The sequence below is a fragment of the Duganella violaceipulchra genome, from assembly GCF_019166075.1.
GTDB classification, from domain to species: Bacteria; Pseudomonadota; Gammaproteobacteria; order Burkholderiales; family Burkholderiaceae_D; genus Rugamonas; species Rugamonas violaceipulchra.
Map to the genome: position 1 here is coordinate 206,219 of NZ_JAHTGR010000004.1, position 19,531 is coordinate 225,749.

The 19,531-nt window shown below is 64.2% G+C and carries 20 protein-coding genes; 3 read left to right on the top strand and 17 right to left on the bottom strand.

All coding sequences use genetic code 11. From position 1 onward, the window contains the following. Window positions 1-49 precede the first annotated feature (49 nt). Together KVP70_RS09450 and KVP70_RS09455 are read right to left on the bottom strand one after the other, a co-directional pair. Complete coding sequence (locus KVP70_RS09450; RefSeq protein WP_217941923.1) at window positions 50-1,231, bottom strand: hemin-degrading factor; 1,182 nt, start codon at window positions 1,229-1,231, stop codon at window positions 50-52. Window positions 1,232-1,240: 9 nt separating this feature from the next. Further along, window positions 1,241-3,574 carry a TonB-dependent receptor domain-containing protein gene (locus tag KVP70_RS09455; RefSeq protein WP_229224711.1) on the bottom strand — a complete coding sequence of 778 codons (2,334 nt, stop codon included), beginning with the start codon at window positions 3,572-3,574 and terminating at the stop codon, window positions 1,241-1,243. A gap of 198 nt (window positions 3,575-3,772) precedes the next feature. Between KVP70_RS09455 and KVP70_RS09460 the strand changes: the two genes are divergently transcribed. Further along, a complete protein-coding gene (locus KVP70_RS09460; protein ID WP_217941924.1) occupies window positions 3,773-4,849 on the top strand; it encodes an extracellular catalytic domain type 2 short-chain-length polyhydroxyalkanoate depolymerase in 1,077 nt (358 codons plus the stop codon). Window positions 4,850-4,867: 18 nt separating this feature from the next. Beyond that, window positions 4,868-5,353, top strand: coding sequence for a hypothetical protein (locus KVP70_RS09465; protein ID WP_217941925.1), 486 nt, complete (start codon window positions 4,868-4,870; stop codon window positions 5,351-5,353). Window positions 5,354-5,434: 81 nt separating this feature from the next. On the opposite strand, the gene KVP70_RS09470 is transcribed toward KVP70_RS09465, so the two are convergent. From KVP70_RS09470 to pyrG, 14 genes are all read right to left on the bottom strand, one after another. Beyond that, a complete protein-coding gene (locus tag KVP70_RS09470) occupies window positions 5,435-5,965 on the bottom strand; it encodes a gamma carbonic anhydrase family protein (RefSeq protein WP_217942166.1) in 531 nt (176 codons plus the stop codon). Between the two features lie 4 nt (window positions 5,966-5,969). Continuing rightward, window positions 5,970-6,590, bottom strand: a complete 621-nt coding sequence (locus KVP70_RS09475; protein WP_217941926.1) for a glutathione S-transferase — start codon at window positions 6,588-6,590, stop codon at window positions 5,970-5,972. A gap of 15 nt (window positions 6,591-6,605) precedes the next feature. Further along, window positions 6,606-7,298 carry an aspartate/glutamate racemase family protein gene (locus tag KVP70_RS09480; RefSeq protein ID WP_217941927.1) on the bottom strand — a complete coding sequence of 231 codons (693 nt, stop codon included), beginning with the start codon at window positions 7,296-7,298 and terminating at the stop codon, window positions 6,606-6,608. A gap of 101 nt (window positions 7,299-7,399) precedes the next feature. Next, on the bottom strand, window positions 7,400-7,675 hold the full coding sequence (locus KVP70_RS09485; RefSeq protein ID WP_217941928.1) for a hypothetical protein: 276 nt from the start codon (window positions 7,673-7,675) through the stop codon (window positions 7,400-7,402). Then, window positions 7,672-8,190, bottom strand: coding sequence for a metallophosphoesterase (locus KVP70_RS09490; RefSeq protein ID WP_262311744.1), 519 nt, complete (start codon window positions 8,188-8,190; stop codon window positions 7,672-7,674). Before KVP70_RS09490 ends, KVP70_RS09485 begins: the two co-directional genes overlap by 4 nt. Beyond that, window positions 8,187-8,609 carry a hypothetical protein gene (locus tag KVP70_RS34195; RefSeq protein ID WP_229224712.1) on the bottom strand — a complete coding sequence of 141 codons (423 nt, stop codon included), beginning with the start codon at window positions 8,607-8,609 and terminating at the stop codon, window positions 8,187-8,189. The genes KVP70_RS09490 and KVP70_RS34195 overlap by 4 nt, the downstream gene beginning before the upstream one ends. Before the next feature lie 71 nt (window positions 8,610-8,680). Next, the gene (locus KVP70_RS09495; protein ID WP_217941929.1) at window positions 8,681-8,992 is read right to left on the bottom strand and encodes a DUF4124 domain-containing protein; all 312 of its coding nucleotides are present in this window, start codon (window positions 8,990-8,992) and stop codon (window positions 8,681-8,683) included. A gap of 78 nt (window positions 8,993-9,070) precedes the next feature. Continuing rightward, complete coding sequence (locus tag KVP70_RS09500) at window positions 9,071-9,985, bottom strand: L,D-transpeptidase family protein (RefSeq protein WP_217941930.1); 915 nt, start codon at window positions 9,983-9,985, stop codon at window positions 9,071-9,073. Between the two features lie 64 nt (window positions 9,986-10,049). After that, window positions 10,050-10,430, bottom strand: a complete 381-nt coding sequence (locus tag KVP70_RS09505; RefSeq protein WP_217941931.1) for a VOC family protein — start codon at window positions 10,428-10,430, stop codon at window positions 10,050-10,052. 45 nt (window positions 10,431-10,475) lie between these two features. Next, the gene (locus KVP70_RS09510) at window positions 10,476-11,270 is read right to left on the bottom strand and encodes a transporter substrate-binding domain-containing protein (RefSeq protein WP_229224713.1); all 795 of its coding nucleotides are present in this window, start codon (window positions 11,268-11,270) and stop codon (window positions 10,476-10,478) included. A 7-nt stretch (window positions 11,271-11,277) separates the two neighbouring features. Then, window positions 11,278-11,598, bottom strand: a complete 321-nt coding sequence (gene ftsB, locus KVP70_RS09515) for a cell division protein FtsB (RefSeq protein WP_217941932.1) — start codon at window positions 11,596-11,598, stop codon at window positions 11,278-11,280. A gap of 43 nt (window positions 11,599-11,641) precedes the next feature. Continuing rightward, window positions 11,642-12,925, bottom strand: a complete 1,284-nt coding sequence (eno, locus tag KVP70_RS09520) for a phosphopyruvate hydratase (RefSeq protein WP_020701720.1) — start codon at window positions 12,923-12,925, stop codon at window positions 11,642-11,644. 129 nt (window positions 12,926-13,054) lie between these two features. Further along, window positions 13,055-13,909, bottom strand: a complete 855-nt coding sequence (gene kdsA, locus KVP70_RS09525) for a 3-deoxy-8-phosphooctulonate synthase (RefSeq protein ID WP_217941933.1) — start codon at window positions 13,907-13,909, stop codon at window positions 13,055-13,057. Further along, a complete protein-coding gene (pyrG, locus tag KVP70_RS09530) occupies window positions 13,906-15,594 on the bottom strand; it encodes a CTP synthase (protein ID WP_217941934.1) in 1,689 nt (562 codons plus the stop codon). Before pyrG ends, kdsA begins: the two co-directional genes overlap by 4 nt. A 223-nt stretch (window positions 15,595-15,817) precedes the next feature. Here pyrG and KVP70_RS09535 point away from each other — a divergent pair, with 223 nt between their 5' ends. Beyond that, complete coding sequence (locus KVP70_RS09535) at window positions 15,818-16,237, top strand: PRC-barrel domain-containing protein (protein ID WP_217941935.1); 420 nt, start codon at window positions 15,818-15,820, stop codon at window positions 16,235-16,237. On the opposite strand, the gene KVP70_RS09540 is transcribed toward KVP70_RS09535, so the two are convergent. Next, window positions 16,234-19,407 carry an error-prone DNA polymerase gene (locus tag KVP70_RS09540; protein WP_217941936.1) on the bottom strand — a complete coding sequence of 1,058 codons (3,174 nt, stop codon included), beginning with the start codon at window positions 19,405-19,407 and terminating at the stop codon, window positions 16,234-16,236. The genes KVP70_RS09535 and KVP70_RS09540 overlap by 4 nt on opposite strands. Between the last annotated feature and the right edge of the window lie 124 nt (window positions 19,408-19,531).

A 19,531-nucleotide genomic window follows, 5' to 3' on the forward strand; every position in this document is an offset into this window, starting at 1 on the left:
CTGGTTTTCGATGGAGACCCAGCATAGCGAAACATTGATAATAAAGCAATCAACGGCTAGCCTGGCGCACGGCGTTGCCAGGCTTGGGCAGCGCGGCCGTCATGTCGACCCAGCTTTGCGGCTGCGGCTTGTTGCGTTCGCGCACGCCGAAGAAGCTCACCACCAGTTCGCCGTTCTGGTCGAAGAACTCGACCGACGTCACGCCGGCGCGTTTGATGACGTAGCCGCTGTTGAAGGCCTGGTCGCGCAGGTGCAGATTGAACTCCGGGTCCAGCACGTTGAACCAGCCGCCCGCTGCCTGCACCTTGTTGACCTTGCCGCTGAAGATCTGGATCGTCGACTCATTGCCAAGGAAGGCCATGATGTCCAGTTTCTGCCTGGCCGATTCTTCCAGCAACTGGCGCACCGCCAGCGGCGCAACGCGCTGCACCGCGCTGGCCGGCGCCAGCCGCATCGCCTGCTCGCGCGAGACGCCGAACTCGCTCAGCAGGCGGTTGAACTGGTGCACGTCGGTCAGCTCGTTCCACGCCAGCTGGAATTCCTTGATGTCGACCGCGCTGTCCGGCTTCTCGGCCGCCCTGGCCGACGCGGGCGCCACCTTCAGTTCGGCGCCCTGCACCGGGTTGCGGAACTCGGCCACCAGCTTGTCGAACACCGGCACGCCGGCTTCGCTCTTCACGTAGATCTTGTGGGCGGCGTTGCCGTGCGTGTCGAAAAATTGAAGGCTGCGCGTGAGCACGCCATCCTTGCCCGGCTGGACCACGGCGAACGCGTACTTCCAGTTCTTGAAGGTGAAGCGCAGGTCGATCTCGCCGCCCAGGTAGCCGCCAGCGATGTTGCGCAGGCGGGCTTCGCGCTCCTTCTCCTTGTCGGCGTCGAGGCCGACGATTTCCTCCTGCGGCTTGAGGCGGGTGGCGACGCCGGTGCGTTCCAGCACGCCGTTGTCGTTGCGCGTCAGCGCCATGACGGTGCCCAGGTCCAGCGCGCGGCGCATGATTTCGCGCGGCACGTTCTCGCCTTCCTGCAAGCGGGTGACGGTCTTGCCGATGCCGACCGCCAGCAGATTGGCTTCGGACACATTGAGCGTCCTGGCGGCGTCGCGCAGTTGCAGCTTGGGTTGTTCGGCGCGCAGCGCGTCGTAGCGCTCGGCCAGGCTGGCGGCGTGGGCCGGCAGATTAGTGAGCAGCAAGGCGCCGGCCAGCGCCAGCGCAAAACGGTGATGAGCTTTCATGTGGACTCCTTAGTAGATCACTTTGAGGTTGACCGCGTAGTTGCGGCCCGGACGGACATTGCGTTCGATGTCGGCCAGCGTGACGGCGCTGGTGGCGGCCGGCAGGCTGCGCGCCGACGCGTAGTCCCAGTACTTCTTGTCGCCGAGGTTGTAGATGCCGGCGTTGATGACGGCGTGCTTGCCGAGGTTCCAGTAGGCGGTAAAATCCACCACCGTCGAGCCGGGCACGGCGAAGCGCGCGACGGCGGCGTCGGCGATGATGTCGTCGCTCGCTTTCTTGCCGCGCACGGTGCTGAGCACGAAGGCCGCGCCGCCGCGCAGCGCCGGATCGTCGTAGGCGAAGCTGGCGTTGGCCTTGTACGGCTGGATCGACGACAGCTCGCCCTGCTTGCCGGTCAGGCGGTTCTCCGCTGTGCCGCGCGACAAGCCGCCAGCCAGCGCGACGCTGTAGCCCTTCATCTGCTCGATCCACTGGCCCAGCACGAAACGACTGCTCACCTCGCCGCCCCAGGTGCTGGCCTTGCCGACGTTTTCAGGACGGAACAGACCGAAGGTGACGGTCGGGTAGTTGACCGGATCGGGCGCTTGCGCGGCGTACTCGATCAGGTTGCTGTAGCGGGTGTAGAACACCGAGGCGCTCAGTTCGACGCCGCTGCGAGGTGCGCCTTTCAAGCCCAGCTCGAAGGCGTTGCTGGTTTCCTTTTTCAGGTTCGGATTGCCCAGCACCGCGTAGCCATTGCCGGCGCCGGTATAGCTGAACGAATCGTAGGTGCCGGTGCGTTCGGCCGAGGTCGGCAGGCGGGTGCCGCGGCTGTACTGCCCGTAGGCGCTGAAGCCCGGCGCCAGTTCGACCGACAGGTTCAGGCTGGGCGTGAAGAAGGAATCGGTGTCCTCCTTGATTTCCCTGGCTGCGCCCGGCACGGCGATCAGGTAGGCCGCCAGGTTGTTGGGCGTCAGCTTGCGCTGTTCGCCGCGCAGGCCGGGCGTCAGCGTGGCTTGCCGGCCCAGCAGCGTGAAGCCGAACTCGCCGCGCACGTAGGCGGCCAGCTTGTCGGTGTCCATGTCGGCCATGCGGTTCTTCATCGTGACCTGGTGCGCACCGGTCTTGATGACGGTGCGGTCTTCCTGCCACGGACGGCGCGATGCCTGCTGCTCGTAGCTGATGCCGTAACTGAGCATGCTCGACGGATCGAGCTGCCTGGTGGCGTCCAGCGCCAGGCCCTTGCTGTTGTTGTAGAAGCCGGTCGAGATGTTGCGCAGGTAAGGCTGGCCGCCGCTCAGGTAGCTGGCGCGGGTCAGATCCGTCACCGACGAGTTCTGCGTGTAGGCGCGAGTGTCGAGCGTGTCGAACAGCAGGCCGGAACCCGGCGTGTAGCGATGCTCGATGCTGTAGCGGGTGCGCTCGGTGCGCGAATCCTGGGTCGCGCCTTCCGGGTAGGAGGCCCCCAGCTTGTTGGCGAAGACCCGGTCGTGCTGGGCCTTGTAGTTGTCGACGGTGAAGTTGAGTTGCTGGTCGCGCGCCAGCTTCCAGTTCAGCTTGGCCAGCACGGCGTCGGCGCTCCAGTCGTCCGGGTTTTGCGGCACGCTGCCCTTGCTCTTGCTTTGTTCGCCTACGCGGTGGACGCCGACGATCAGCGCTTGCAGGTTGTCGCCGAGCTTGGCGGCGGCGGTCACCGCGTGCATGCGCTGCGCGTGGTCGGAACTGTAGCCGAACTTGTAGTCGGCGTAGAGATTGCGCGTGCTCAGGTAGTCTTCCGGCGCCTTGGTGATGAACGAGACCGAGCCGCCGATGCCGGGCGTTCCGGCGCCGGCCGGGCTGCTGCCGGAACCAATGCGCACTTCGCGGAAGGTCTCGGGATCGAAGTAGTCGCGGCCGATGCCGAAGGCGTTGGCGCTGGTGCCGTCCGGTTTGGGCGCGGCGTCGGGCAGCGCAATGCCGTCCAGCTCCAGGCTGACGCGGTTGCCCTCGACGCCGCGGATGTTGAAGCCGGTATTGCCGGCGCCATCCCAGATATTGCCGGAACCGCTGGCGGCGGCGGGCACGCTGATCAGCGGCGCATAGCGGGCGATGTTGGCCATGTCGATGGCGTTGTTCTGGCCGATCTGCTGGGCGCCGATGACGACGCTGGCGCCGCTGCGGGTGTTGCCGCTGTCATCGCGCCGGGCTTTGACAACGATCTCGCCCAGCGCGGTGGCGGCGGGCGCGTCGGCGGTTTCGGCGGCATGGACGGGCAGCAGCGCGGCGCCCAGCAGGGTCAGCAAGGCGGATCGCACCGCCAGCGTGACGGCGTGGAGGGACAAAGGCGCGGCCGTATGCCGGGCGCCCGAAATGATAGCGGCCATAGAGTTCCAGGAGTGGGGTGACGGCTGGCTCTCGGACCTACGGCGATTGCTGGCAAAAACACATCTTAACAATAATGATTCTCATTTACAAGCCTCAATTGATTCTTCGGGTATGTTGATACTGCTCAACAACCTTCCCTGCGGCGCCCGCAGAATACCGCTTCTACGCGATGACTCAACCCCACCAGGAGGTTCAAGATGGTTGCAAATGCAAACGGGAAAATTGTTCAACTCGGATCGTACAAGGCGTCGAAACAGAATAACTCCATCTCCGGCCTGTCGTCCGGGGCCTTCATGACGGTGCAGCTGCATCTGGCGCGTTCGGCCAGCTTTGCCGGCGCGGGCATCATCGCCGGCGGGCTGTTCCGCTGTGCCGAGACCTACCAGCCCAGCGGGCTGGTGACACCGGAAGATTCCCGCATCGAGAACTCGCTGTACATCTGCATGAATCCGCTGACCCCGCAAACCGGACCGGACGCGCGTCGCCTGGTGGCGATGGCCAAGGACACGGCCGAGGCGGGACTGATCGACGACATCGCCAATCTCGCCGACGACCGGCTCTACATCTTCACCGGCAGCGAGGACGACGTGGTGTATTCCGACGTGGTGGAAAGAACCCGCCAGTTCTACGAAATGCTGGGCGTGCCGCAGCAAAATATCAGCTACCGCGACGACGTGCCCGCGGGCCACAGCATCATCACGGACAACCCGGAGGATTCGGAGCTGGAGCTCAATCAGCCGCCCTACATCAACAATGGCGGCTTTATGCAATCGCACGATATCCTGCGCCATATTTACGGCGACTTGAAGGCGCCCGCCGAGCAGCTCAACGGCAAGTTGCTGTGCTTCGACCAACGGGAATTTCTCGGCGACGATGCGCCATGGGCCAGCATGAGCCAATTCGGCTATGCCTATATTCCGTCCAGGGTGCTGGCCGGCAGCGTGAAGGAGCCGCGCGTGCACATTGCCCTGCACGGCTGCAAGCAAGGCTACAACTACACCGACTACGTCAACGGCCGCGCCGACACCGCCAACCAGCCGCCGTACGGCAACCGCTACATCACGACCACCGGCTACAACCACATCGCCGAAAGCAACGACATCATCGTGCTCTACCCGCAGGCCGAAGGCACGGACAACGGCCAGATCCAGAATCCGGACGGCTGCTGGGATTGGTGGGGCTACAGCAACAAGGATGAAAACTCACCCTACTATTCGCGCGATGCCGTCCAGATCAAAGCGATCCACGCCATGCTTGACCGCCTTTGCGCTTGAGCGACCACGGAGAACATCATGAGCAAATTTCCCCTTTCTGCCGGATCGAATGCCATTGAAAAAAAAGAAGGCGTCGTCGCCGAAACCATGGCGCTGGCGGCCAACACAATGGCGCCGCTGGCGCACGCGATGACGGCACAGCGACTGGTGCAAAAAGACGCCACCCACCTGGTCAACAACGGCACCATGACCATGGCGCTGGTGGCCAAGCTATGGGACCCCGCCGTCTGGAGCGAGTGGACGCAGTTGCAGGCGGCCATCATGCAGCGCCTGTACACCCAGAACCAGGACTGGCACCAAGGCTGCGCGATCCTGGTCGACGACTACGGGCAGCTACGGCAGGCCAACACCATGTCCAAGCTGATGGAAAAGCAGGGCAATCTGATCTCGCAATCGGCTGAACTGCTGACCAGCCAGACCACGAATTTCGTGGCGCTGCTGGAAAACATCGACGTCGATTTCGGCTACTGGGCGAGCCAGAAACTCCACGGGGGTCAAGTCTGACATTCGGACACGTGCCCAGCCGTAGAAGGTTAAACGGCCGAGCTTGTGTCCGAATGTCAGATCTGACCCCCGGCGTTTTTTTTAGCCTGCCAGGTAGTTGTTCTTCACGCGCACGTAGTGCTCCGCCGAGTACTTCAGGTAGGCGATCTCTTCGTCGGTGAGCGCCCTCACCTTCTGCGCCGGGCGGCCAACGTACAGGTGGCCGCTCTCGAGCACCTTGCCGGGCGAGACCAGGCTGCCGGCGCCGACCATCACGCGGTCCTGCACGACGACGTCGTCCATGATGATGGCGCCCATGCCGATCAGGCACTCGTTGCCGATGGTGCAGCCGTGCAGCAGCACCGAGTGGCCGATGGTGACGTAGTCGCCGATGACCAGCGGCGAGCCGTCCGGCTTGGCGGCGTTCTTGTGCGAGACGTGGCCCATGGCGAAATCCTGCACGTTGCTGCACGCGCCAATGACGATGCGGTTGACGTCGCCGCGCAGCACGGTGTTGCACCAGACCGAGCTGTCGCGGCCGATGCGCACGTCGCCGATCACTTGCGCCGAGGCGTGCAGATAGATGTCCTCGCCGAGGACGGGGCTGGTGTTCAGGTAGCTGGAGACTGGCATGGCGTCAGACGACATAAGTGCTGTCGCCGTGCGGCGCAGCGTGGAAGGCAGGCAGTGCTTCAGCCTGGCGCGAGAATTCTACTTGCAGCGGATAGCGCGACGCGTCGACCACTTCCGGCAGCATCTGCTGCATGAAGTGCCAGGTCACTGCCGTCATCACGCCGGCATGATCCATCTGCGCCACCGACAGCGGATGCGCGCGCAGCTCGGCTTCCAGCGCATCGAAGGCCGCCAACATCTGCACGGTCACGCGCTCGGCCCAGGGCTGGTGCACGGTCGGACGCACCATGCGCTCGTACACCAGCTGCACGCCCTTGTCGCAGGCGGCCAAGGCCAGGCCCAGCACGCGCAGCGAGCGCAGCAGCTCGGTCGGCATCGACGGCGTCATGCGGCTGGCCGGCATGGCCAGCGCTTCCGCGTATTGCACGATCAAGGTCGAGTCCATCAGCACGGTGCCGTCGTCGGCGATGAAGGTCGGCGCCTTGACCACCGGATTGAGCTGGCGGAACTGCTCGAAGGTGCTGAACACCGACAGCGACTGGTGCTCGAAGCGCAGGCCCATCAACTGCAGGGTCACCGCCACGCGGCGGACGTAAGGGGAATCGAGCATGCCGATTAATTTCATATCTTTCTCCAAAAGTTAGGCCAGCGCCCACTCGGCGGCCTTGCGCGCGTGGATGGCGGTGGTGTCGAACAGCGGCACGTCGGCGTCCGGCTGCGCGACCAGCAGCGAGATCTCGGTGCAACCCAGGATGATAGCCTGTGCGCCCTGCGCCACCAAGCCGGCGATGATGCGGCGGTACTCGTCGCGCGAGGCGTCGACGATGCGGCCGAGGCACAGTTCTTCGTAGATGATGCGGTGGACGATGTCGCGGTCGTGCTGGTCCGGCACGATCACGTCGAGGCCGTGGCGCTCGCGCAGGCGGTCCTTGTAGAAGGCCTGCTCCATCGTGAAGCGGGTCCCCAGCAGGCCGACCTTGGCATGGCCGGCGTGCTTGATTTCAATGGCGGTGGGATCGGCGATGTGGAACAGCGGAATGTCCACCGCCGCCTCGATGGCGTGCGCGACCTTGTGCATGGTGTTGGTACACAGCACCAGGAAATCGGCGCCGGCGGCGCGCAGCGAGCGCGCGGCGTCGGCCAGCAAGGCGCCGGCGGCGTCCCAGTCGCCGGCATGCTGCAGGCGCTCGACTTCATGGAAGTCCACGCTGTACAGCACCACCTTGGCCGAATGCAACCCGCCCAGGTGCTGCTTGACCGTCTCGTTGACCTGACGGTAGTAAGGCACCGTCGATTCCCAGCTCATGCCGCCTATCAGTCCGATTGTTTTCAACTGCGCTCCCTCCAGAAATCTGGCCGTGCGATCCGCGGCCCCTGGACGCAAGCATACACGGCGCGGCGCATTTGCGCTGCGGACGCGGCCGGAGGTGAAGCTTAACCCGAAGCGCGCAGGTCAAGCGCCACGTTCTGAAGACTGAAGCCGCTGCCGTCGCCCCGTGTGTCCTGGTAGAAGCTGACACTCCAGCGTTTCGTCGCAGGCTCGATCGTGACGATGTCGTAGCACATCGGCTTGCCCTCGGCGCCGACACTAGATCCGCAGCCGACCACCGTCACCTCGCGCCCGTGCATCGGCTGCACCGTCGCCAAATGCGGAATGTGCTTGTGGCCATGAAGGACCAAGCCCACCTGCCGGCCGGCACACCACGTCATGAAGTCATCAGAGTCCTCGAAGGCGATGAACTGATCGCCCCCCCCAAGCGGGCGAGGATGCGTTCGTACAGCGCGGTTGGCTGGGCACCATAATTCACCGGATGGTGATGAACGAGCGCGATATTGGAGTAGTCGCGCACCTGCCCATTTCGATAAATTTCATCATCGTGCTTTTCGGCCCGCGCAAGACGCTGGCGCAAACTCACGGCGCCGCGCGCAAAATCTCCAGTCTCGCTCGAATTAAACGAGAAGAATACGGTCGGCATATCGTGGTCAACGTCGAGCGGTGACCCATCGAGATCGGTGACGTATTCGGCCTTTCTTCCAAGCCTGCTGAGCGCATTGCCCTTCATCCGCACATCGTGGTTGCCTGGCACCACCAACAAGCGCTTTTTGGTGCCGTCTTCGACATCCCGGCGGAATTCGTCGAACGACGCGCGCAGGTCCGCCGATGGGGTGTCGAACAAATCTCCGGTCACCGTCACTCGATCGACCGAGGGCAGCAAGCCGCTCACATGCCGCTTGAGGTAGGACCTGCGGTGTGTTGCTTCCGCGAGGCCGATATGCAGGTCGCTGCCAAGACCCGCAACGCCGGAAATGGGTCGACGAACTGGGCGAGTCCAGATTCGTATCGTTGCGACGGGAGGAGAACCAGTCCGTTCGAGGCCGAGCTAAAGCCGGCCTCCCTGAAGAAGCGCAGCGTGGAATCGTCCCGGCAATGATCGTCCGCGGGAAGGACCAGCGCGTAGTAGTCGTAACCAGTGAAGTAGGTCCGAAGCGGATCCAGGTACTCCCTCGTATCCACTGGGGTCTCGCCGAACTGGAAGTGCAGACGATTGAGCTGGTCATTCGCCGCCTTGGCGACTCGTCTGGTCCAGTCCTCCGCTGATCCCTGTGTCGAACTGATGAGATGCTGGCCAAAAGCCAGCGACATCAGAAACTTGCCTATCGTATCCAGGTCAGAACGCGGAGCGGCCAGTCCGGTTTCATCGGTGAGATAGATAGTCAGGACTGCCGGACGGAAGCCTGCTGCGGTGCGGCCTGCTGGCGTGGACGATAGTTCGGCGCCAGCAGCTTGTATTGCTGGCGTCGTTTGAATTCCGCGTCGCGCTGCTGCCAGCTCGGGCCGTTGGATGGCGGCGCCGGCAGCACGGTCGGCTCGCCGTTCATTTTCAACTCGGCGACCGGCGCCTCGCCGGCATCGTCCTTGTTGTCGGTGTAGTGGATGCGGCCTTGGGCGTCGGCCCATTTGTAGATTTGTGCGTGGCCGCTGGCGCAGGCGCACAGCAAGGTGATCGTCAGTAGTGTGCGGAACATGGAGGATTGTTCTCATGAAGAATCGACCCGCCGATTGTACAAAAAATTACTATTCAGAAATCTATTGAAATGTCACCACTATTGCAACAACACCACCGCACCGCGCGCGATCGAGCGCACCACCGCCATCACGTCCCAGTTGGTGAGACGGATGCAGCCGTGCGACTGGGTCTTGCCGATCTTGCCGGGCTCTGGCGTGCCGTGGATGCCGTAGTGTTCCTTGCTCAGTTCTATCCACGCCAGGCCGACCGGATTGTTAGGGCCGGCCGCGAGGCGGGCCTTGGCGTCGCCGACCTTGGCGTCCCAGAACAACTTGGGGTTGTAGCGGTATTCAGGATTGGTGGCGACGCCGCGCACCTGCCAGCGGCCCTCCGGCAGCGGATCGTGCTTGCTGCCGGTGCTGGCGGGGAATTGCGCGAACGGCATGCCGCCGGCGTCGAGCAGGGTCAGCGTGCCCTCATGCGCATCGACCAGGATGGAGCTGGCTTTCGGCAGCGGCCTGGCGGCGACCACGTTGGGCACGGTCAGCTGGGTGCCGGCACGCGTCAGCGACTTGCCAGGGTTGAGGCGGCGCAGCAGGTCGGGGCTGCAATGGAAGCGCTCGCCCAGCGCTTCGGCCAGGCTGGCGTAGCCGAGCGCGGGCAGCTTGGCCTTGGCCATCATGCCAGTAGGGACCGGCGTGTAGTGACCGGCGACGTCTTGCGCGGTGATGGTGTAAGTGTCGAGCACCGGCGCCTGGTCGCGTTCCAGCTCGGTCCATGTCGCGGCATCGACCACGCCGGTCAGCGGCAGCTGGTGCAGCTTCTGGAAGCCGCGTATGGCCTGGCGCATATTGCTGCCGTAGGCGCCGTCCATTTCGCCGGATGAAAAGTGCGCGCGATCCAGCAGCACCTGCGCCCGCAACACCTGATCGCCCTTGGCATGCGGCCCGATGGTGGCCGCGTTGGCGATGCCGGACAGCGCCAGCGCTACTGCAAAAAATAAGACTCTCAAACCAAAACTCGTAGGACGATGTGGGCGCCTATTCTAGCTTAAGCGTGCTCGCCGCAACGGTTCATCAGACGGGCGGTTTATTGATGACGGCTTCGATGCGATGGCCCTCTGTATCCACCAGGAAGGCGGCGTAGTAATGGTCGCCATAATCGGGCCGCAGACCGGGGGCGCCGTTGTCGCTGCCGCCGATGCGCAGCGCGTCGGCATGGAAGGCGTCCACGGCGGCGCGGGTCGGCGCGGTGAAGGCCATGTGGAAGCCGGCGCCCGGCGCTGCGGCGTCGTCGCGCAGCTTCAGGCACAGCAGGTCCTTGTCGTCTTCGAGACCGTAGCCGATGGCCTCATCGTCCTCGAACACCCGACGAAAGCCCAGCGCGCCCAGTGCGGCGTCGTAGAAAGCGCCGGCCAGCGCGAGGTCGCGCACGCCGAATGAAATGTGATGCAGCATATGATGAGTCCGATTTTTGATTGATGGAGCCGAAGTGGCTTACTGCTACGGCTTGCGGTATTTTTGCATGACGTCGCCGAGGCGGCCGCGGTGCGCGTCCAGCCAGCTCCACAGCGCTTCGACCTGCTCGTGATGGGCGCGATAGTAGTTGGCGTTGAAGGCCAGCCACAGCCGTGTGTTGATCAGCGGCTGCGGCAGCTGCACCACCGCGCCGTGATAACGCTTCAGCGTGGCCGCCAGGTGCTCGGGCTTGACCAGGTTGACCACCACGCCGTCCACCCGGCCCAGCTTGAGCTTCTCGATATTGCGTTCGAGGTCGCGGGCGCCGTCGTCCAGCGTCAGGCCGGACTCGCGCAGGCGGGCGTTGTAGCCCAGGCCTTGCACCGAACCCAGCACCTTGCCGCGGAAGTAGTCGCTGGGATTGGTGGCGGCCGGGAGCTTGTCCTTGGCGCGCACCAGCACCACCAAGGTGTTGTGCAGCGCGCGGTTGCGGTCGACGTTGCCGTCCTTGTCGCGCGGCAGCGCGATCTCGGCCGCGTAGCTGGGCTGTTCGCCGAGCGGCGTCATGTCGATGTCGCCCGCCTCCAGCGCCACCCGCAGGCGCGCCAGCGGCAGGCGCACCAGCGTCGGCAGGCAGTTGAAGCCGGAACCCATCACCGCGTTGCGGATCAGGTCGACCGCCGCGCCCGGCGGTTCAGGCACTTGCTCGCCCTCGCCTATCCAGTACGGCGGCCGGTTCTGGTCCATATAGCCGACCCGCAATGGCGTGCAGACGCCCGCGCCATGCGCGACGGGGACAAGCGTGGCCAACATCAGCAGTATGCCAGCACGTGTCGTCATGGATGACTCAGTTTTCGGGAGGTTTGGGCGCCAGCGGCGGTGGCGCGGTGGCCTGGCCTTTGCCGACGATCTGGATGAAGATTTCGTTTTGCTTGATCATGCTGAGCTCGTAGCGAGCACGCTCCTCCACTGCGCCGGTGCCGTCCTTGAGGTCGCGCACTTCGGAGTCGAGCTTGGCGTTGCGGGCGATCAGCTCCGCGTTTTTCTTGTGGGAGGCGTCGACCTGCCCTTCGAAGTCCTTCACGCGCAGCCAGCCCCCCTTCCCCAGCCAGAGCGGGTACTGTATCAGCAGCAGCAGGGCCGCCAGTGCGAGGGTGATCAAACGCATGGAGTCGACAGCGGCCGGAGCTGGTCCGGCCGCGCTTGCTTAATTACTTCAGATTATAGAACGCGTCGCGGCCTGGGTAGGAAGCGATATCGCCCAGATCTTCTTCGATACGCAGCAGCTGGTTGTACTTGGCCATGCGGTCCGAACGCGACATCGAGCCGGTCTTGATCTGCAGGGCGTTCATGCCAACGGCGATATCGGCGATGGTCGAATCCTCGGTCTCGCCCGAACGGTGCGAGATCACGGCGGTGTAGCCGGCGCGCTTGGCCATTTCGATGGCGGCGAAGGTTTCGGTCAGGGTGCCGATCTGGTTGATCTTGATCAGGATCGAGTTGGCGATGCCCTTCTGGATGCCTTCCTTCAGGATCTTGGTGTTGGTGACGTACAGGTCGTCGCCCACCAGTTGGATCTTCTTGCCCAGTTCGCGGGTCAGGATGGCCCAGCCGTCCCAGTCGCCTTCGTGCATCGCGTCTTCGATCGAGATGATCGGGTACTTGTCGCACCAGGTCGCCAGCAGGTTGGTGAACTCGGTCGAGGTCAGGCTCAGGCCTTCGCCTTCGAGCTCGTACTTGCCGTCCTTGTAGAACTCGGACGCTGCGCAGTCCAGGCCGATGGCGATCTGGGTGCCTGGCTCGTAGCCGGCTTCTTCGATCGCCTGGATGATCAGCTTGATCGCTTCTTCATGGTTGGCCAGCGATGGCGCGAAACCGCCTTCGTCGCCCACCGAGGTGCTCAGACCCTTCTTGTGCAGGATCTTCTTCAGCGTGTGGAACACTTCGGCGCCGTAGCGGACCGCTTCCTTGAACGATGGAGCACCGACTGGAATGATCATGAATTCCTGGATGTCCAGGTTGTTGTCGGCGTGCGCGCCGCCGTTGATGACGTTCATCATCGGCACCGGCAGTTGCATCGCGCCCGAACCGCCGAAGTAGCGGTACAGCGGCAGGCCGGCTTCCTCGGCGGCGGCCTTGGCCACGGCCATCGACACGGCCAGCATGGCGTTGGCGCCCAGGCGGCCTTTGTTTTCGGTACCGTCCAGGTCGATCAGAGTGCGGTCCAGGAAGGCTTGCTCATTGGCGTCCAGGCCCATGATGGCTTCCGAGATTTCGGTGTTGATGTTTTCGCAGGCTTGCAGCACGCCCTTGCCGAAATAACGCTTCGGATCGCCGTCGCGCAGCTCGATCGCTTCGCGCGAACCGGTCGATGCACCCGACGGTACGGCGGCGCGGCCCATGACGCCCGATTCCAGCAGCACGTCGCACTCGACGGTAGGATTGCCGCGCGAGTCAATGATTTCACGTCCGATGATGTCAACAATAGCACTCATGTCATTCTCCAAAGTTAGGCGATGCGAAGTCGCTCCGCGTTCTGATGCGCGTTGCGGACGAAATAACGGGGATTGTACCCGGCGCAGGAGCGCCACTCATACGAAAACGCGTACGCCAGGTATCTTGCATTAGTTGAAGCTGTTTTCCAGGAAACCAGCTTTCTTGGTGATGCGGTCCAGCTCGATCAGCGTGGACAGCAACTCCTTCATGCGACCCAGCGGCACGGCGTTCGGGCCGTCCGACAGGGCTTCTGCAGGGTTGGGATGGGTTTCCATGAACACGCCGGCCACGCCGACCGCCACCGCCGCGCGCGCCAGCACCGGCACCATTTCGCGCATGCCGCCCGACGAGGTACCGTTACCGCCCGGCAGCTGCACCGAGTGGGTCGCATCGAACACCACCGGGCAGTTCGATTCGCGCATGATGGCCAGCGAACGCATGTCCGACACCAGGTTGTTGTAGCCGAAGGAAGCGCCGCGCTCGCAGGCCATGAAGTTGTCTTCGTTCAGACCCTTGGCCTTGGCGGCCAGGCGGGCTTTGTCGATGACGTTCTTCATGTCGTGCGGGGCGAGGAACTGGCCCTTCTTGATGTTGACCGGCAGGCCGGACTCGGCGCAGGCGACGATGAAGTCGGTCTGGCGGCAGAGGAAGGCCGGGGTTTGCAGCACGTCGACCACCGAAGCGACTTCGGCGATTTCGTCGATCGAGTGCACGTCGGTCAGCACCGGCACGCCCAGCTCGCGCTTGACGTCGCCCAGGATCTCCAGGCCCTTGTCGCGGCCGGGACCGCGATACGAGGTACCCGAGGAACGATTGGCCTTGTCGAACGAGGACTTGTAGATGAACGGGATGCCCAGCGCGGCCGTCATTTCCTTCAGCGCGCCGGCGGTGTCGAACGCCATCTGGCGCGATTCGATCACGCAGGTGCCGGCGATCAGGAAGAACGGCTGGTCGAGGCCAACGTCAAATCCGCACAGTTTCATGCCGCATCTCCTTGCAAAGTATCAGTCACAGCGTGCAGGCGGTTAGCGCCGGCGGCCTTGTGGGCCAATGCTGCCTTGATGTAGGACGTGAACAGCGGGTGGCCGTCACGCGGGGTCGATTTGAATTCTGGGTGGTACTGCACGCCCATGTACCAAGGGTGGGCATTCTCGCCGGTACGTGGCAGTTCCATGATTTCGCACAGGTCTTCGGTCGGGGTACGGGCCGCGACCACCAGGCCGGCCGCTTCCACGCGCGGCAGGTAGTGGTTGTTGGCTTCGTAGCGGTGACGGTGACGCTCGGTGACCACCGCGCCGTAGATTTCCGACGCCAGCGTGCCCGGCTTGATGGCGCAGGTTTGCGCGCCCAGGCGCATGGTGCCGCCCAGGTCGGAATTCTCGTCGCGTTTCTCGACCTTACCGTCCTGGCCTTGCCATTCGTCGATCAGGGCGACGACAGGCTGCGAGGTTTCCAGGTCGAACTCGGTCGAGTTGGCGGTGGTCAGGCCGGCCTTGTGGCGGGCGTATTCGATCAGCGCCACCTGCATGCCGAGGCAGATGCCCAGGTAGGGGATCTTGTTTTCACGGGCGAACTGGGCGGCCATGATCTTGCCTTCCACGCCGCGCTTGCCGAAGCCGCCCGGTACCAGGATGGCGTCGTACTTGCCCAGCGCGGCGCAGCCGGTGGTCTCGATCTCTTCCGAGTCGATGTACTCGATGTTGACCCTGGATTCGTTCTTGATGCCGGCGTGGCGCAGCGCCTCGGTCAGCGACTTGTACGACTCGGTCAGTTCCACATACTTGCCGACCATGCCGATCGACACTTCGGTCTTCGGATGTTCCAGCGTGTAGATCAAACGGCTCCAGACCGACAGGTCGGCCGGGGCCGGGTTCAGGTCCAGCGCTTCGCAGATGATCGCGTCCAGGCCCTGGTCGTGCAGCATCTGCGGTACTTTGTAGATGGTGTCGACGTCCCACACGGAGATCACTGCGTGCTCTTCGATGTTCGAGAACAGCGAGATCTTGGCGCGTTCGTCGTCCGGGATCGGACGGTCGGCGCGGCACAGCAGCGCGTTCGGCGAGATGCCGATTTCACGCAGCTTCTGCACCGAGTGCTGGGTCGGCTTGGTTTTCAGTTCGCCAGCCGAGGCGATGAACGGCACCAGCGTCAGGTGAACGAAGGCGGTGTTCTTGCGGCCGGCGCGCAGGCTCAGCTGACGCGCCGCTTCCAGGAACGGCAGCGATTCGATGTCGCCCACGGTACCGCCGATTTCGCACAGGGCCACGTCGTAGCCTTCGGCGCCGCGACGGATGTAGTCCTGGATTTCGTTGGTGATGTGCGGGATCACCTGCACGGTCTTGCCCAGGTACTCGCCGCGGCGTTCCTTGCGGATCACCGATTCGTAGATTTGCCCGGTGGTGAAGTTGTTCACCTTTTTCATGCGGGTGGAGATGAAGCGCTCGTAGTGGCCGAGGTCGAGGTCGGTTTCGGCCCCGTCGTCGGTGACGAAGACTTCACCGTGCTGCATAGGGCTCATCGTGCCAGGATCGACGTTGATATACGGGTCGAGCTTGAGCATGGTGACTTTGAGGCCGCGCGATTCGAGGATCGCGGCGAGAGAGGCGGCGGCTATCCCTTTACCAAGGGAAGACACGACGCCGCCGGTGACGAAGACAAATTTGGTCATTGCAGATGGTGCCGAACGGCACGTGCGGGAAATTGAAATTATACCCTAAAACGTCCGATTCTTCACCTTCCTGCCCGGAAAAATCCGCAACCGGCAGGGAAAGTCGTATGAAAGAAAGTGCAAAAATAGCCAGTTTGCCTATCCGCCAGCACTGTGTTGCACCGTACAGACCGGCGTCTTCAACAAGGCAAAAATGACAACTCACTCAATCAGGGAGGTCATGATGAACTACGAAGAACTCGATGCCTTGGGCATGTATGTCGACCACGGCCACAAGGGCCCTGGTCCGGAACTGATGGGCGCCGACACGCTGATCGGCAACCACGTCCACAACCTCAAAGACGAGCACCTGGGCGAGATCAAGGAAATCATGCTCGACATGCGCACAGGCAACATCGCCTATGCGGTGATGGCCTTTGGCGGCGTGTTCACGCTGGGCGAAAAGCTGTTCGCCGTGCCGTGGGAGGCGCTGACGCTGGACACCGTCAACAAGCGCTTCACGCTGAACCTGGAGAAGGAACGCATCGAAGACGCGCCCGGCTTCAATAGCGACCATTGGCCGAATATGGCCAACCAGACCTGGGCCAGCCAGATCCACACCTACTACGGCACCAGCGGCAACCGCAGCGCCGGTCTGCGCTAGCAGAAATCGCGGCTGATGGTCGGCAGCCGTCCCAACAGGTGGGACATGTCGACCAGCCGCTTGGCGACCAGGTGGCGCACGATGCCCTCCTGCTGCCACACGCCATACACACCCAGCAGCGGCGCGCCCAGCACTTCGCGCCGCTGCTGCTCCACCAGCGCCGGCCAGATGATGACATTGACGTTGCCGGTCTCGTCCTCAATGGTGACGAACAGCACGCCCTTGGCCGTGCCGGGACGCTGGCGCACCGTGACCATGCCGCAGGCGCGCGCCAGCATGCCGTTGGTGTAGGTGTTGAGCGTGGACGCCGGCATGAAGCGATGCTCCAGCAGCTTGGGGCGCAGCAGCGCCAGCGGATGCCGGCCCAGCGTCAATCCCTGCGAGCGGTAATCGCCCAGTATCTCCTCCCCTTCCGTCGGCGGCTTGAGCAGCGGGATCTCCTCGTCCGGCGTGGTCGGCCGCAGCAAATCCTTGTCCGGCGTGGCGCCGACCGCCTGCCATAACGCTTGCCGCCGGTTGCCTGCCAGCGCTCGCAATGCATTGCCGCCGGCCAGCACCTGCAGGTCGTGGCGGTCGAGGTCGGCGCGCCGCGCCAGGTCGGCCACGTCGGCGAACGGTTGCGCGGCGCGCGCCTGCTCGATGCGCTCGGCCGCGTCGGCGCGCATGCCCTTCAACAGCGACAAGCCCAGCCGCACGGCCGGCTGATTACGTCGGCCGACCCGCTCTTCCAGCGATGAATCCCAGCCGCTGACGGCGACGTCGATCGCGCGGACCTGCACGCCGTGGCGTTTGGCGTCCTGCACCAGCTGCGACGGGCTGTAGAAACCCATCGGCTGGCTGTTGAGCAGCGCGCACAGGAAGGCGGCCGGCTCGTGGCACTTGAGCCAGGAACTGGCATAGGTCAGCAGCGCGAAGCTGGCGGCGTGCGATTCGGGGAAACCATATTCGCCGAAGCCCTGGATCTGGCTGCAGATGGCGGCCGCAAACGCTTCGTCGTAGCCGCGCTCGCGCATGCCGTCCATGATGCGCTGCTGGTATTTGTCGACCCCGCCCTTGCGCTTCCACGCGGCCATCGCGCGCCGCAGCTGGTCGGCCTCGCCCTCGGTGAAGCCGGCGGCAATGACGGCGATCTGCATCACCTGCTCCTGGAAGATCGGCACGCCCAGGGTGCGGCCCAGCGCCTCCTCCAGCCGCGGCGGGAAGTGGACGTCCTCGCGCCGCATGCGCCGTTGCAGATAGGGATGGACCATGCCGCCCTGGATCGGCCCCGGCCGCACCAGCGCGACCTCGATCACCAGGTCGTAAAACACCCGTGGCCGCAGGCGCGGCAGCATACTCATCTGCGCGCGCGACTCGATCTGGAACACGCCGATGGTGTCGGCCTCGCACATCATGTCGTAGGTGGCGGCGTCCTCGGCGGGAATGTCCTGCATGCGGAACGGCGCGCCGCGCTGCGCGCCCACCAGCGCCAGCGCGCGCCGCAACGCGGTCAACATGCCCAGCGCCAGCACGTCCACCTTCATCAGGCCCAGCTCTTCCAGGTCGTCCTTGTCCCACTGGATCACGCAGCGTCCTTCCATGGTCGCCGCCTCGATCGGCACCAGCCGCGACAGCTTTTCGTGCGCGATGACGAAGCCGCCGGGGTGCTGCGACAGGTGGCGCGGGAAGCCCAGCAAGGTCACCGCCAGCGCGGCCCATTGCTGGGCCAGCTGCGACTCCGGGTCCAGCCCGCACTCGGCCAGCCGGCCCAGCAGGTCGTTGCGGCCGTCGAACCAGTGGTGCGCCTTGGCCACCTTCTCGACGATCGCCAGGTCCACGCCCAGCGCCTTGCCGCTGTCGCGCAGCGCGCTCTTGGGCCGATAGCTGATGACGACGGCCGCCAGCGCGGCCCGGTCCGCGCCGTATTTTTTGTAGATGTACTGGATTACTTCCTCGCGCCGCTGGTGCTCGAAGTCGACATCGATGTCGGGCGGTTCGTCGCGTTCCCTGGAAATGAAACGCCCGGTCAGCATATTGCTGCGCTCGGGATCGACCTCGGTCACGCCGAGGCAATAGCAGACCACCGAGTTCGCCGCCGATCCCCTGCCCTGGCACAGGATGTCCTGCGAACGGGCGAAGCGGACGATGTCGTAGACCGTCAGGAAATAAGGCTCGTATTTCAGCTCGCGGATCAGCACCAGCTCCTTCTCGATCTGCCCGCGCACCTTGTCGGACACGCCGGCCGGAAAGCGCCGCTGCGCGCCGGCATACACTTCCTGCCGCAGATAGCTGCCCGGCGTGTGGCCAGGCGGCACCAGCTCATGCGGATATTCGTAGCGCAGCTCGCTCAGATTGAAGCTGCACTGCCGCGCGATGTTCAGCGTTTCCGCCAGCGCCTGCGGCGGATACAGGTTCGCCAGCCGCAGCCGCGAGCGCAGGTGCTGCTCGGCGTTCTGCGCCAGCGCGTAGCCGCACTCGGCCACCGGCTTGCCGACCCGCACCGCGCACAAGGTGTCGAGCAGCGGCTTGCGCGAGCGCACGTGCATGCACACATGCCCGAGCGCCACCACCCGCATGCCGTGCTGCAGCGCCACCTCGTCGATGCTGAGGCGGTGCGCCTCGTCCAGCGCGCGCTGCAACAGGTTCAGGCCCATCCAGCTACGGCCCGGAAACGTCACCTCCATCCACGCCGCCTGCGCGTGCAGGCGGTCGACGTCGTCCGGCTGGAACGCCGGGTAATGCGGCAGCAAAATCATCAGGCAGCCGGACAAGCCTTGCAAGTGGGCATAGGCCGGCGGCGGCGCGGCCAGGTCGGCCGGCGTCAGCAGGTAGCTGCCCTTGGCGACCCGGTTGCGCGCTATCGTGATGAGCTCGCAGAGATTGCCGTAGCCCTCGCGGTCCTGCGCCAGCGCGATCAGCGACAAGGCCGGGCTGCCGTCCGGATGCTTCAGGTGGAAATGGCTGCCGATCAGCAGCGGCAGGCCGGCCTCCCTGGCCTGGGCGTGAGCGCGCACTACGCCGGCCAGCGAGCATTCGTCGGTGATGGCCAGGGCGGCGTAGTCCAGCTGCACGGCGCGCGCGACCAGCTCCTCGGCGCTGGAGGCGCCTTGCAGGAAGGAGAAGTTGGTCAGGCAGAACAGCTCGGCATAGGCCGGCAAGCCCTGCGTGGACGGCGTGGCGATGGGCGTCATGGCTTGTCACTGTGTTTTTATACAGTATAATACACCGCGCGCCGGCTTATCGGCTAAAACTATGACGCTACGTAGCACTACGTAGTGCAGTCGCCACTCTGGCGCGACAAAACAACAGTAAATA